This window comes from Salinigranum halophilum, from assembly GCF_007004735.1.
Classification (GTDB): Archaea; Halobacteriota; Halobacteria; order Halobacteriales; family Haloferacaceae; genus Salinigranum; species Salinigranum halophilum.
In genome coordinates, this window is sequence record NZ_SSNL01000006.1 from 223,568 (window position 1) to 237,887 (window position 14,320).

Below are 14,320 nucleotides of genomic sequence, written 5' to 3' on the forward strand. Positions count from 1 at the left end.
CTCGCCTCTCGCTCTCTCTCGATTTGACACGCCGCAGAGGACGCTGTACCCGCACACGTTGATAGTAGTCGAGTGTGCACAATAGACACGAATATGACAGTCGATCCGTTCAACCGCGGCGAACATCACGCTGCCGTTCTCGTCGGAAGCGTCGTCTTAGCAGTGTTGCTGTGGGCGGCCGGGTACAGTTTTTCGCGGGTTGTCGCCGCCGTTCCGTGGTTCCTCCTGTTTCTGGTACTGGTCATCGGGCCGGTGACGAAGATCTGGCCAGCAATCAATCGACGGTTCAAGGGGAACTTCCCGCTGTACGTCCGTTCCGAACTCGGCATCTGGTTCGTGATGTGGTCGCTGGCCCACGTACTCCTCGTGTTCCAGTTCTTCGGGTGGGACGTCGTCGGATTCGTCGTGGGTATGAGCGCCTGGGCGTTCGCTGCTATCGTCGGTTTTCTTATCGCCGTCGTTTTGCTCTTCACCTCGAACATCTGGGCGTATCGGTTCATGGGACCCAAAGCCTGGAAGTGGCACCAGAGCCACGGAACGTACGTCATGTTCTGGCTCCTGACAGTCCACATCTACGACCAGACGTTCCGCCGAGGCGCGGTTCCGATAGCGGATTCGCTTCACCTCCTGTACGTACTCTCGATTCTCATCGTCGTTGGACTGCACCTCGGGGCGTTCATCAAGGTCGTCGCTCACTACCGGAGGCACGGGAAGTATCCGAGCGGTATTCAGTGAGCAGAATCGACGACCCACGTCGACCCCGTGGTCTCCGGCCACCTCGACCAGCGTCTGCTCGGCCGGGCCACCCTCTTCGGAGGCGACGCCGTTACCGAGACCCCGGCACGTGGCAACGGGTCGATGCGGGTGGACGGCGGTTCACCGCCGGTCTCGTCGAGGCCACGCCGTCGAGAGACGCGACACCGAACCGTTGAACACGTGGGCGAGCAATTATCTCATAACGAACATGTCTCTAACTGACCGACCGTACGATGTCGTCGTCTGGGGTGCGACGGGCGTCGCCGGGCAGCTCGTGGCCGACCACCTCACCGGACAGTACACCCCGGAGGAGCTCTCGCTTGCACTCGGTGGGCGTAACGAGGAGCGGCTTCGGCGCGTCGAAACGAGACTCGTCGACGGAACGCGCGAGTGGGACGACCTGCCGCTCGTCCTCGGAGACGCGACGGACCCGGCGAGCCTCCGCGAGCTCGCACGGAGTACCCGCGTCGTCTGTACGACCGTCGGTCCCTACACGACGTACGGAACCCCGCTTGTCGAGGCCTGTGTCGAAGCGGGGACCGATTACTGTGACCTCACTGGCGAGGTGACCTGGATTCGAGAGATGATCGACCGCTACCACGACGAAGCGGTCGAAACCGGCGCTCGAATCGTCCACAGTTGCGGGTTCGACTCTATCCCGGCGGACCTCGGCAACCTGCTCGTCCAGTCGTTCGCGACCGACGAGTTCGACGCCCCCTGTGAACTGGTTCGGATCTACTTGGAGGCCGGAAGCGGCGGCGTGAGCGGTGGCACGATGGCGAGTGCGGTCGCGATGTACGAGGCCGCGTCCACGGACCCAATCGCTCGACAGACGCTCCGGAATCCGTACTCGCTGGCTCCTCGTGGGGAGCGAGCCGGGGTCGACCCCGGCGAGCAGCGGCGTCCGAAACGAGACCCGCTGCGGGACGTCTGGACCGCGCCGTCTCCGATGGCACCCGTCAACGAACGAGTGGTCAGACGAAGCAATGCCGTCCTCGGTTATCCGTGGGGGCGTGAGTTCCGGTGTAGTGAGGTCGTCCCCACCGGACGTGGCCTCGGCGGCGCAGCAGCCGCGAGTGCCATCGCCGTGGGCCTCGGCCTCGGGGATGTCGCGATGTCCATCGGCCCAGTCCGCGAGGGCCTCTCCCGTTTCGTGTTCCCCGACCCCGGCGAAGGCCCGACGAGCGCCCAGATGGATGCGGGTCATTTCACCGTCCGCGTGTTCGGCCGGGGGACGGCTCACGACGGCCCGTTCGTCGTCGCGAGCGAGATCAGTGCCGACCGGGACCCGGGATACGGTGCCACGGCGCAGATGCTCGGCGAGGCTGCCATGTGCCTGGTACGTGAGGAAATCGACTCACCGGTGTCCGGGGGCGTCCTGACGCCAGCCTCGGGCATCGGCGCACCGCTCGCCGAGCGACTTCGCGATGTCGGCCTGACCGTGTCCGTAGCGGAGTGGACTGACAACCACTGATAAGCGAAGGCCGGTCTCTCACTACCCACGCGGTGGTGAGCTTCTCAGTGACCGATACGTCTCCGCCCTCCGTGTCCAGACGTCTCCTATCGCCTCGCGAACGTCGACGTACAGGTCGTACAGTGCATCGTAGGTAGGGACGACGTCGTCTCTCGGGGAATAGCGTCGGTCGACAGAGACCATCTGTTCGACTGCCTCCTCGAGCGAGGCGAACTCGTCCAGTCCGACTGCGAGAACGACCGCCACCCCCTTCGCGCCGAGTTCCCCCCCGGCGGGAACGACGACCGGACGGTCAAGACAGTCCGCGATGAGCTGCGGCCACAGCTCGGAGCGCGTTCCGCCCCCGCTCAGCGCCACGCGACTGGCGTCGTTCGGCAAGTGTTCGACGCAGTCACGGACGGCCAGCGACAGTCCCTCGTACACGGCACGGGCGAGATGTTCGGAGCCGTGCGCGGGCGTCAGCCCGATGAACTGCCCGCGGGCGTCAGGGTCGACGAAGGGGCCACGCTCTCCGGTCGTACTGAGATATGGGTGATAACAGACACCGTCGCTCCCGGCGGGGGCGGCGGCAGCGAGTGCTTCGAGTTCCGTGACGTCGTCCGCATCGGCAACGGTCTCTGTGGCCCAGTCGAAACTCGGAGTGCCGGCGTTCGACCCGATGGCGTACGTCCACAGCCCGTCGATGCCGAGGTTCATCTGGATACCCGAGCGCGCCGACTGCGGGCCCTCGACGAACACCTGGTGGGTGAGCGACGTGCCGAGCGTGACCGCCGTCCCCCCGGTCGTGGCGGTTCCACTGCCGATTCCCGACGCTGGCACGTCGAACAAGCCGGCCACGACCGGGAGTCCTTCGGGGAGACACGTCTCGGCGGCGGCCGCCTCGGTGACGCTCCCGACGATTTCGGTCGGCGCGACGAGTTCCGGGAGGACGTCCCCCGCCTCGGGCAGACCGACGAGGTCGAACACCGACCGGTCGTACTCGCCGGTCGACTGGTCGAGGTATGGCACTGTCGCCTCGCTGTGGTCGGTAACCCGCTCGTCGGTTAGCCGGTACGTAATCCAGTCCTTGCACGAGAGAATCGTCTCGACCTGCGCGAACCGGGCGGGTTCCTCGCGGGCCAGCCAGGCTAACAGCGGGAGGCTCATGCCGGGATAGGGGGCCGACCCACACTGGGCGACGATGTCGTCGAGGGTTCCCGCATCGTCCCACGCGTCGAGGATCTCGGCCGCCCGAGAGTCCGACCAGAGGATCGCGGGACGAACCGGGTCGCCCTCGCTCGTCACGGCCCAGAGCCCATCACCCTGTCCGGTGACGCCGACGCCGCGTGGCTCGGCATCCGCTGGAAGTGCCTCGACTACCTCGCCGATGGTCTCCGCCGTCAGTGCGTAGGCCTGTCCCATCGACTGCTCGGTGTGGCCGGCCTCCGGAGTGGCGGTCTCGGTCTCGCGTGTGGCACTCGCTACGGCCGACCCCCGCAGGTCGAATGCGACCGTCTTGATTTTCGTCGTGCCGACGTCGACGGCGACGAGGACGTCTCGCTCGCTCTCGGTCCCGGTCTCTCCTTCGGTCATGCGTCTTTGTCGCTCCTTCGTGTGTCCTGTCGTCTGTGTCTCATCTGCCACAGAGTGGGGGTCTCGCTCTCACCCACCTCGCTCAGAACGAACAGCCGGTCTCCTCGCACGACCGGACGGTCTCCGGGCCGTCGATCTTGTTCAGCAGGTTGACTTCGGTGCCCTCGCCCGCCTCCACGATCTCGCCGGTCCACACCGGATTGACCGACTGGTGGTCACACGCCCGGTAGGACGTCTCCCCGAGGACGGTCTGCATCTCCAGCCCTTCGAGCGTGTCGCGGACCGTCACGTGGTCGCTCGTCCCGGCTGCTTGGACCCCACGAGCAGCGGTTCTGACGAGTTCGTAGCCAACGCGGGCGAAGTTCCCCGGCAGCGTGTCGTACGCGTTCTGGTAGGCCTCGACGAACTGTCGGTTGTCGCCGGTGTCGAGTTTGTGGCTGTACAGCGTCGACGAGTAGGTGCCGGCTGCGACCTGACCGAGTGCGCCACGACTGACCTGCGCGAAGAGGGCGGTGCCGATGATGTCGAGTTCGTCTTTCAGACCGGCGCTGTTGGCCTGTTTCATGAAGTTGATCAGGTCGCCTCCGGTTTCGGGGAGGACCAGTACGTCGGCGTCGGAGCTGGATATCTGGCTGATCTGCGGCCCGAAGTCGGACGTCCCGGGGTCCGGCATCGTCCGCCCGACGACGTCGACGTCGAGGTCCTGTTCGTCGACACGCTGTTCGAGTTGGTTCAGTGCGGACTGCCCGTAGGCCTCGTCGGTGCTGTGGAGCCACCAGTTCGTGCCGAGTTCGCTGGCGGCGAAGTCGGTGAGGCCGGCCATGTGCTGGGCCGCGTTCGACTCGTACCGGAAGGTGTTGGCGTTGCAGTCCTCGCCGGTCAAAGCGACCGTCGCCGCCCCGGACATGTAGAGCGTCTCCTGCTGGCCGACGTAGTCGGCGACGGCGAGTGAGACGGAACTCTCCAGTGCACCGGTGATGATCTGCACGCCGTCCTCTTCGACGACCTTCTGGGCTTTCTGCCGCCCGGTTGCGGGGTCGGTCTGGGTGTCCTCGTACACGGCGTCGACCTCGAAGTCGAAGGCATCGCTCTCGGTGACGAACTGGACGCCGAGTTCCGCGCCCTGTCGCTGTGCCTTCCCGAGTGGGGCAGAAGGGCCGCTCGTGGGAACCAACACGCCGAGTGAGAGCGTCCCGATGTCGGTCGCGCCGGCTTCGGTGTCGGTGCCGCTGCTTCCCGCCCCTGCTTCGGTGTCGCTTCCGCCCTCACTCCCGCTTTCGGTGCCGCTTCCCCCTTCCCCAGCGTCTCGGACGCACCCTGCGAGTCCCGTCAGGGCCACGCTACTCGACAGTATCTGCAAGGCTCGTCGTCTGCTCAGGCCACCACTGGAGGTGTCGGCGTTCTCCAGTGTCCCGTCGGGTGTTGACATGAACCTCTGTATCGAGTTACGACACTAAAGCATACTGATGTACAGGTCTGACCACCATGCTTCAGGATTTGCGTTCTCGAGCGCGATGGGCGACGGATGCAAGTACTCGACGGCCTACCGACTTACACCCAGATGCCGGTCGAGAACGTCGTCGTCGGCCTGCAGTGCGTCGCTCGTGCTCCCGTGGACGATCCGGCCGTTGTCGACGACGTACACGTAGTCACAGACGTCGAGTGCGACGTGGACGTTCTGCTCGACGAGGAGCACGGTCAACCCCTGTGATTTGAGGTTCTCGATGACCTCGACGACGCGCTCGATGATGTAGGGTGCGAGCCCTTCCGTGGGTTCGTCGAGGAGCAGCAACTCGGCGTTGCTGACCAGCGCGCGGGCGACAGCGAGCATCTGCTGTTCGCCCCCACTCAGCGCGCTGGCGGCGGTGTGCTCGCGGTCGGCGAGGTTCTCGAAGGTGTCGAGTACGTCCACGATGCGCTGACCGAACTCCCCTTCACCACCGCCCAGTTCGGCGAGTTCGAGGTTCTCCCGGACGCTCAGGCTGTCGAAGACGCGGCGCTCCTCGGGAACCAGAGCGACGCCGTGGCTGACGGTCACCTCCGGCCGCGTGTCGGTGATGTCCACGCCGTCGAACGTGATCGACCCGGCGCGAGGCGTGAGAGAGCCCATGATCGTCCGCAGCGTGGTCGTCTTCCCGGCACCGTTCCGGCCCACGAGCCCGACCACCTCTCCCGAACCGACGTCGAAGCCGACCCCTTCGAGTACCGTCGTCGCACCGTAGCCGGCCGTCACGCCTTCGAGGTGCAACAGGGGGTTGTTGAGGCGGTGCGGACCGTCCCGTCTCGAACCGGGCGTCCCGTCTGTCCTCGAGCCAGGCGTCGCGTCTGCCGTCGACCCCGACTCCGCTTCTCGCTCGGGCGTGTCGGTCATCGGTCGTACCCCCCGAGGTATGCTTGCTGAACCGCCTCGTTGCTGGCGACCGCCTCGGGGGTGCCCGTCGTGATCGGACGGCCACTGTTGAGTACCGTGATCCGGTCGGAGAGACGCATCACGAGGTCGACGTCGTGTTCGACGAGGACGAGGGTCCTGTCTGCCAGCACGTCTTCGACGAGTTCGATCGTCGCCAGCGTCTCCTCGCCGCTCATCCCCGCAGTCGGTTCGTCGAGCAAGACCACCTCCGGGTCGGTCGCGAGGACGAGCCCCAGTTCGAGGCGTCGCCGGTCACCGTACGAGAGCGTGCTCGCCCGTGCCTCGGCGAACGCCGTGAGACCGACCCGGTCGAGGACCGACTCCGCACGGTCTGTGATCGTCTCGAGACCCCCGACTTCGGCGAGGAACGTCTCCAGCGTGGAGAGGTCGTCGTAGGTCGCTGCCTGGGTGGCCAGCCTGACGTTCTCGCGCACGGAGAGCCCGGTGAAGACGGTCGTCAACTGGAACGACCGGGCGAGGCCGCCCGCGACACGCGTTGCTGGCGGGGAGTCCGTGACGTCCGTCCCGAGTAGCGTGATCGACCCGTCCGTCGGCGCCATCGCCCCGCTGATGAGGTTGAACAGCGTGGTCTTGCCCGCACCGTTCGGGCCGATGATACTCCGGAACTCGCCGCGTTCGATCGCTAAATCGACCCCGTCGACTGCGGTGAACCCGCCGAACTGTTTCGTGAGCCCATCGGTCCGCAACACGACGTCGTCGGCCACAGTCGTGTCTCCGTACGGTGTCTTCTCGCTCTCTGCGGCCGTGTCAGTCATCGCCCTCCACCTCACTGGCCCGCCCACCCGAAGCCGTCTTGGTTTCGGTTGCCCCGGCGTACTCAGACAGTCGAATAGGCAGGGAGACGAGGCCCTTCGGCAAGAACAGCACGACCGCGACGAAAGCAGTTCCGAGCAGCAGTCGCCACCACGGGATGAGTGACGAGAGGCGCTCCTCGAAGATGGTGAACACGGCCGCCCCGAGCATCGGGCCGTACAGCGTTCCAGCACCCCCGAGGACCGCCATGACGACGACGTCGCCGCTGTTGATCCAGTGCAACAGCGTCGGTGTCGCAAAGCCGTTGTAGAGGGCGAAGAGGGCTCCCGAGAGGCCGGCGAGCGTCCCACTCACCGTGAACGCCTGTCGCTTGACCCGCTGGACGCGATAGCCGACGAAGCCCGCTCTGAGTTCACTCTCTCGAATCGCCTGCAGGACGGAGCCGAACGGTGCGTGCATCATGCGGCGGACGAGAAGGTACGAGCCGACAACCGTCATCAAGAGGAAGTAGTAGAACAGTGCGTCGCCCGTGAACGCGAACGGTTCGCGACCGACGATGATCTCGCTGAAACGCACACCGACGGGGCCGAACCCGTACAGCGGCTCGGGGACACCGAACAGGCCGTTACTGCCGCCGGTGAAGCCGAACTTGACGACGGCCTCGTTCGCGAGCTCGGCGAAGGCGAGGGTCATCATCACGAAGTAGACCCCCGAGACACGGATCGCGAGGTGACCGACGACGCCGGCGACGAGCGCAGAGCAGCCGAGGGCGACGGCGAGGGCGACGAACGCCGAGGGCGTGACGTGCGTGAGCGTCAGCACGACGGCGTACGCGCCCACCCCGTAGAAGAGCGTGTGTCCGAGCGAGATCAGGCCGGCGTATCCGAGGACGATGTCGAGACTCAACGCGAACAGCGCCCAGATGAGTGCCGTCGTCACCATCGAGACGACGAACTTCGAGTAGAGGACCCCCTCGAACACCGGGACGAGCGCGAGCAGTCCGACGACGGCGAGGCCTATGCGGAACCGTAGCCGCGGTCGGTCGCCGAGGACGCCACCGTCGAGGTCGCTGACGAACTGGCTCGGTTCGGAGTCGCCGGCGTCGACCTGCGTGCTGCCGCCGCCGAACAGCCCCTCTGGACGGACGAGTAACACGCCGATCATGAGCCCGAAGACGACCATCCCCTGCAGGTCGGGGACGAACGTGCTGGCGACGCTCTGGAGGATACCGACGAGGAGCCCGCCGAAGACCGCCCCGCGAAAGCTCCCGAGACCACCCAGGACGACGATGACGAACGCCGGGATGATCACCGCATTGCCCATCGAGACGTTCACGTTCTGGTAGCCGCCCAGGACGACACCACCGAACGCCGCCATCGCAGCCCCGTAACCGAACACGAGCGTGTAGTAGCGGTCGATGTCGATGCCGAGGTTGCGGACCATCCCTCTGTCCTCTGCCCCGGCTCTGATCACCAGTCCGAACCGCGTGTGGTGCAAGAGCCCCCACGTGACGAGGGCGAGCAGGAGGCCGGACGCGATCATGAAGTAGTTGTACAGCGAGTAGGAGAACCCGAGGAGCGAGACCGCACCATCGAGCAATACAGGGGGTGAGAGGTTCTTCGCTTCGGTCCCCCAGACGAGCTGTTTCGTGTCGTAGATGATCAACAGCAGGCCGAAGGTGAGGAGGATCTGTGCAAGTTGGCCGCGCCCGTACACACGTCGGATGAGCCCCCGTTCGAGACCTGCACCGAGTGTGCCGACGAGAAGCGGAACGAAGACGAGTGCGAGCCAGAAGCCGCCCTCGCCGAAACCGATGATAACCGAGACTGCGAAGTAGGCACCCAGCGCCAGCAGCTCGCCGTGTGAGATGTTCAACACGTCCATGACCCCGAAGACGACGGACAACCCCGCGGCGACGAGGACATAGACGACCCCAATCGTCACCCCATTGAGGAGAATTTCGAGCAGTTGGAGTGCCGAGACCATATCACGCTCTCACGAGTCCAGTGATAAAATCCCATCCTTACATCGCTGGAGGAGTCTCAATTCGATATCACTCCTTGTGACCCCGGGAAACACTCATCTGCGTCCGGCGTCCAGTGTGTGCCAATGTTCCGTGCGAAGCTCTATCTCGACATGGAGACGGACTGTATCCTGAGTGAGGTCACCGCTCGCTGGGAGACCACGTTCACGGTCAACTACGAGGAGGTGATCGACGACGAGCACATCAAGTTCGTCATCGATGCCGGGGGCAACGCCGACGAGTTCGTACGGGCGTTCGAGGCTTCAGACCAGGTCTGCACCGTCGACCGGGTCGACGAGACCCACGTGAAGCTCACGAAACGCTCGTGTGGTGCGCTGCCGATCATCCGGAAGAACCACGGCATGATGCAGTGGTGGGACCGCGTGAACGGCACCCAGCGAATCTTCGATATCGTCGTCTATCGTCGGGCTGACCTCCGGAACATCGTCACGGAGCTTCGGGAGTTCGGATCGGTCGAAGTCCTGCAGTTGCTGCCGTACCAGTCCTCAGAGACCCTGCTGTCGGACCGCCAGGCCGAGGTGGTCGGACTCGCGCTCGCAGAGGGCTACTACGAGTGGCCCCGAGCGGCCGATGCCGAGACGCTCGCGGCGGAACTCGGTATCGCGCACTCGACCTTCCTCGAGCACCTCCGGAAGGCGGAGGCCCGACTCCTGCGCAGCGCGTTCGAGGGCGAGCAGCGCAGCGGCACGACCAGTGACGGGGAGCTGCGTGTCTCGCCGTCCATCGGGAACTAGCCCAGCATCCGATTGCTGTCGCAGAGTCGCTTCCGCCGGGGACACATCGACCGACTCTCTCTCTCGCCGAGTAGCCGACCCCACTTGAATAGCCTACGAGTGTAGGCTAAAGACGTTCATGATTAAGTGTTGTAAAGTGAACCATGTCTCAGAGGCATACGTCCAGGCGTGCGTTCCTCACAGCAGCGGGCACCACAGCGACCATCGGCCTCACAGGCTGTCTCGGCAACGGTGGCGACGGCGGTGGCGGTGGAGACTCCGGCGGTGGGGGAGACTCCAGCGGCGGGAGCGGGAACGGGGGCGGCGATGGGGGCAGCGGTGGAGGTGGTGGGGGCGACACCTCGACCACCATCACTTACCTCTCGGACCGCGGGGACTCGAAGGACGTCATCGACCAGATCATCGCGGAGTTCGAAGCGGAGTTCGACTACACGGTCGACGTGACGTACACCGCGAAGGGGACGTCGACCGACGAGCAGTTACAGAAGATGCGGGCCGCGAACAACCCGCCGGACATCGTCTTCGACACCGCTTCGGACGCGTACCGGTACCAGCGTGACGGCAACGCCGCTCCGGTCAGCGAAGCCGTCCAGGGGACCGGCCTCCCGGACCCTGTGAACGTCGAGGGGGAATCCTACTTCGTCCCGACGATGGTCGAACCCCTGATGGGGTGGTACCGGAACGACATCTACGACGAGAACCCGACGACTTGGGAGAACTGGCTCGCCGAGGCCCAGCGCGCGAGCGAGGAGGAAGACATCAACGGCTACGTCGTCCAGTCCGGGAACACGAACAACGCCGACACCTCGGTCACGCAGACGCTCTGGCAGAACGACGTCGACATCTACAGCGGCCCGGAGGGCGACATCGAGGTCACCATCGACCAGGGCGAGAACCGAACTCGCGCGGTCGAGACGTTCGAGTGGCTCGCGTCGATGGCCGAGTACGCGCCGAACGGGTCGGGCTGGGAGTGGGGCGACGCGATTGCCGCGCTCCAGCAGGAGAACGCCGCCGCCGCGATGAGCGTCGGTGGGCTCCCGATTCTCACCATCATGGGGAACCGTCCTGACCTCGTCGACAAGCTCTCCCCGACCGCGTTCCCCGTCCCCGACGGCAAGGAACAGGACAAGTGGTGGGCGTACATGGAGGGCCACGTCGTCTGGTCCGGCGGCGAGGCGACCGAGGGCGCCCGCGAGTTCGTCAACTTCTTCAACCAGTCCGACCGGTTCATGGACTTCCTGCTCTCCGCACCGCTGTTCCAGTTCCCGCCGACGCGCGAGGGTCTCGACAGTGAGGCGTACACCACGAACGAGGTCGTCCAGAACAACCCCGAGGTGATGGAGCTGGTTCGCGAGAACTGGGATGCGTTCACGACCGTCCTCGCGACCGGGGACGACGGCGCTCCGAACATCGTCGGCGCGGACGCCTACGGCCAGCAGAAGTTCGGCGAAGCCGCCGACCAGCTACTCGTCGGCGGGCTCTCACCGGAAGAGACCGTCGACTGGCTCGCGGAGGAACTCAGGGCGCTCCAGGGCTAACTGAGGTTCCTCGCCGCAATGAGTACCTCAACGTCGCTTTCGACACGGTTCGCAGAGATCGACGAGCGTCGCCTGCTGCTGTTGGTGACGTTCGTCCCGCTCGTCGCGTTCTTCGTCGTCGTGTGGGCCATACCCATCCTCTACGCGCTCGGGATGAGCCTGTTCTCCGACCCGACCGGCGCGAGTGTCTTCGTCGGCCTGGAGAACTACACCGCGATCTTGGCCACACCGGCGTTCCTGACGTTCCTCTGGAACAGTGTCGTCTACGCCGTCTCGACGACGGTGTTCAGTCTCCTGCTCGGCCTCGCGCTCGCACTGGTCGTCAATCAGCAGATCAAGGGCGGAAACGTCCTCCGGACGATGATGATCTTCCCGTACCTCCTGCCGACGCTCGTCGTCATCTTCATCTGGCAGTTCCTCTTCGACCCGAACCTCGGTGTCATCAACCAGTGGCTGCTCGGCTTCGGTGTCATCGAAGAGCCCATCGCGTTCTTCTCGACGCTCGAGTGGGCGATGCCGGCCGTCGCGATCACCAGCGTCTGGAAGTTCGGCTCGTTCGCGTTCTTCATCCTGCTCGCCCGCCTCCAGGCCATCGACCCCAACCTCTACGAACGCGCCCGCGTCGAGGGCGCATCGTCGTGGCAGTCGTTCCGCGATATCACGATTCCACACCTCCGTGGAGCCATCCTCATCATCCTCCTCGTTCGGGGCATCTGGATGTTCAACAAGTTCGATATCATCTACCTCGCCACCAGAGGCGGCCCGCTTGATGCGACGACCACCCTCCCGATCCGCGTGTACGAACTCGCGTTCAACGAGGTGAACTTCGGCGGTGCCACCGCGTTGGCAGGCATCATGTTCTTCCTGCTCGCGGGGGTCGCCGTCGTCTACTTCAAACTCTTCACCCCCGAAGAGGAGGTGGCGGCCTGATGGCCCTCGGCGAAGGCGCTGCGGGGTCGTACGTCCCACAACACGTTCAGGCGACGGTCAAACGCGTCTCACTCGCCGTGGTCGCGATACTGGTCGCCATCTTCGTCACCATCCCCGTGTACGTGATGGTGGCCGTCGCGGTCCAGGCACCCCAGACGGTGTTCGCTGGCGGTGACGTGAACCTCCTCATCGAGTCGTTCACGTTCCGGAACTTCGCGGTGCTGCTCGAAGAGACCGCGACCGTCCAGTACTTCACGAACAGTCTGATCGTCACGGTGAGCTCGACGGTCCTCTCGACATCGCTCGCGGTGGCGGCCGGCTACGGCCTCACCCGCTTCGAGTTCAGGGGGAAGACGATGGCGGCACGCGCGGTGCTGTTCTCGTACATGTTCAGCCCGATCGTGCTCGCCATCCCGCTGTACGTGATCTTCTTCACGCTCGGCATGCTGAACAGCTACTTCGCGCTGACGCTGGCGCTGACGGGAATCTCGGCGCCCTTTACCATCTGGTTGATGTGGCAGTACTTCCAGACCGTGCCCATCTCGCTCGAAGAATCGGCGTGGGTTCGCGGTGCGAGTCGCACCCGGACGCTCTGGGACGTCGTGTTACCGGTCGCGAGACCGGGGTACGTCTCCGCGGCCATCTTCTCGTTCGCCGTCGCGTGGAACGACTACACGATGGCACGCGTCGTGATGAGTCAAGACGAGATGTACACGATCACGGTCGGGGCGAGCCTCTTTCTCGACCGCGTCAGCATCGGCTGGGGGGAGACGATGGCGGTGTCGCTCCTCATCTGTATCCCCCCGTTCCTCATCGCACTGTTCCTGCAGAACTACCTGCTCCAGGGCTTCAACGTCGGAGGGCTCGAATAATGGCACGACCAATCCACTTCGATACGGTACGCAAAGAGTACAAGACAGCCAGCACCGTCCACGTCGCCGTCGACGACCTCACGCTATCGATTCCGGAGGGCTCGTTCACGACGCTCGTCGGGCCGTCCGGCTGTGGGAAGACGACCACGCTCCGCATGATCGCGGGGCTGGAGACTCCGTCGAGCGGCCGCATCGCGTTCGGTGACGAGGACGTCACCGAGCAGTCGCCACAGGAGCGCAACTGCGCGATGGTGTTTCAGTCCATCGCGCTCTACCCGCACATGACCGTCCGCGAGAACATCGGGTACGGCCTCAAGATCCAGGGGGTTCCGAAGGCCGAGCGCGACGAACTCATCGACGAGGCTGCGGCCACCCTCCAGATCACCGAGCAGCTCGAGAAGATGCCCGCGGAGCTTTCGGGCGGCCAACAGCAGCGCGTGGCGCTCGGGTCCGCGTTCGTCCAGGACCCCGACGTCCTCCTGCTGGACGAACCGATGAGTGACCTGGACGCGAAGCTCAAAGCCGAGCTTCGCGTCGAGGTCCAGCGCCTCCATCAAGAGCTCGACGCGACGGTCGTCTACGTCACGCACGACCAGACCGAGGCGATGACGATGAGCGACCAGGTGATCCTCCTGAACGAGGGCCGACTGGAGCAGTTCGCGCCACCGGGCGAACTGTTCGACAGGCCGGTCTCCGCGTACGTCGCGGAGTTCATCGGCACACCGTCGACGAACCTCCTGTCGGCGACCGTCGCAGCGTCCGAAGACGGCTACGTCCTCAGCGCACCGGGGTTCGACGTCGCCGTGCCGGCCGAACACTTCGCGGACCGTGTCGGCGAGCGGGTGACGGTCGGGATTCGCCCGCAGTACCTCTCGGCGGACGACGGGACGTACGGCCTCGACATCACCGCCGAGGTCATCGAACAACTCGGCACCGAGTTCGTCGTCCACGGCTACACGGACGACGGTTCGGCCGTCGACGCCGTCTCCGCCGCCTTCGGAGACGTCGACCCGGGCGACGAACTCGACCTGTCCTTCGAAGCACGCGACCTGTTCGTCTTCGACGACGCCGGGCAGACGATCTGTCACGGTCCTGACCTCGTCCGCGAGAACCTCTCACAGCCGAGCTGACCACCTGTTCGCTATCACGCATCCCATGACACACGACTCACCGACACACCGAGCGCGGACGAAACGCGAAGAGCAAGCCAGAGACG

The 14,320-nt window shown here is 65.0% G+C and carries 12 protein-coding genes; 7 read left to right on the forward strand and 5 right to left on the reverse strand.

Annotated features, from left to right (window positions below):
* The first annotated feature begins 93 nt into the window (after positions 1–93).
* Entirely contained in the window at positions 94–735 is a 642-nt protein-coding gene (locus E6N53_RS16450) for a hypothetical protein (RefSeq protein ID WP_142860898.1), read from the forward strand.
* A 229-nt stretch (positions 736–964) separates the two neighbouring features.
* Positions 965–2,230, forward strand: a complete 1,266-nt coding sequence (locus E6N53_RS16455) for a saccharopine dehydrogenase family protein (RefSeq protein WP_142860601.1) — start codon at positions 965–967, stop codon at positions 2,228–2,230.
* Between the two features lie 21 nt (positions 2,231–2,251).
* On the opposite strand, the gene E6N53_RS16460 is transcribed toward E6N53_RS16455, so the two are convergent.
* The 5 genes from E6N53_RS16460 to E6N53_RS16480 all read right to left on the reverse strand — a co-directional run bounded on the left by E6N53_RS16460 (position 2,252) and on the right by E6N53_RS16480 (position 8,972).
* Positions 2,252–3,802 (reverse strand): FGGY-family carbohydrate kinase, encoded by a 1,551-nt coding sequence (locus tag E6N53_RS16460; RefSeq protein WP_142860602.1) that lies wholly within the window; start codon positions 3,800–3,802, stop codon positions 2,252–2,254.
* Between the two features lie 82 nt (positions 3,803–3,884).
* A complete protein-coding gene (locus E6N53_RS16465; RefSeq protein ID WP_142860603.1) occupies positions 3,885–5,231 on the reverse strand; it encodes an ABC transporter substrate-binding protein in 1,347 nt (448 codons plus the stop codon).
* A gap of 114 nt (positions 5,232–5,345) precedes the next feature.
* Positions 5,346–6,173: an ABC transporter ATP-binding protein gene (locus E6N53_RS16470; RefSeq protein ID WP_142860604.1), complete on the reverse strand. Its 828-nt coding sequence runs from the start codon at positions 6,171–6,173 to the stop codon at positions 5,346–5,348.
* Complete coding sequence (locus tag E6N53_RS16475) at positions 6,170–6,988, reverse strand: ABC transporter ATP-binding protein (RefSeq protein WP_142860605.1); 819 nt, start codon at positions 6,986–6,988, stop codon at positions 6,170–6,172. Before E6N53_RS16475 ends, E6N53_RS16470 begins: the two co-directional genes overlap by 4 nt.
* The gene (locus tag E6N53_RS16480; protein WP_142860606.1) at positions 6,981–8,972 is read right to left on the reverse strand and encodes an ABC transporter permease; all 1,992 of its coding nucleotides are present in this window, start codon (positions 8,970–8,972) and stop codon (positions 6,981–6,983) included. The genes E6N53_RS16475 and E6N53_RS16480 overlap by 8 nt, the downstream gene beginning before the upstream one ends.
* A 123-nt stretch (positions 8,973–9,095) precedes the next feature.
* Between E6N53_RS16480 and E6N53_RS16485 the strand changes: the two genes are divergently transcribed.
* From E6N53_RS16485 to E6N53_RS16505, 5 genes are all read left to right on the forward strand, one after another.
* The gene (locus E6N53_RS16485; protein WP_142860607.1) at positions 9,096–9,764 is read left to right on the forward strand and encodes a helix-turn-helix domain-containing protein; all 669 of its coding nucleotides are present in this window, start codon (positions 9,096–9,098) and stop codon (positions 9,762–9,764) included.
* 143 nt (positions 9,765–9,907) lie between these two features.
* Entirely contained in the window at positions 9,908–11,302 is a 1,395-nt protein-coding gene (locus E6N53_RS16490) for an ABC transporter substrate-binding protein (protein ID WP_142860608.1), read from the forward strand.
* 18 nt (positions 11,303–11,320) lie between these two features.
* Positions 11,321–12,232: a carbohydrate ABC transporter permease gene (locus E6N53_RS16495; protein ID WP_136590995.1), complete on the forward strand. Its 912-nt coding sequence runs from the start codon at positions 11,321–11,323 to the stop codon at positions 12,230–12,232.
* The gene (locus E6N53_RS16500; RefSeq protein WP_394344771.1) at positions 12,229–13,104 is read left to right on the forward strand and encodes a carbohydrate ABC transporter permease; all 876 of its coding nucleotides are present in this window, start codon (positions 12,229–12,231) and stop codon (positions 13,102–13,104) included. The genes E6N53_RS16495 and E6N53_RS16500 overlap by 4 nt, the downstream gene beginning before the upstream one ends.
* Entirely contained in the window at positions 13,104–14,234 is a 1,131-nt protein-coding gene (locus tag E6N53_RS16505) for an ABC transporter ATP-binding protein (protein ID WP_142860610.1), read from the forward strand. The genes E6N53_RS16500 and E6N53_RS16505 overlap by 1 nt, the downstream gene beginning before the upstream one ends.
* The last annotated feature ends 86 nt before the right edge of the window (positions 14,235–14,320 follow it).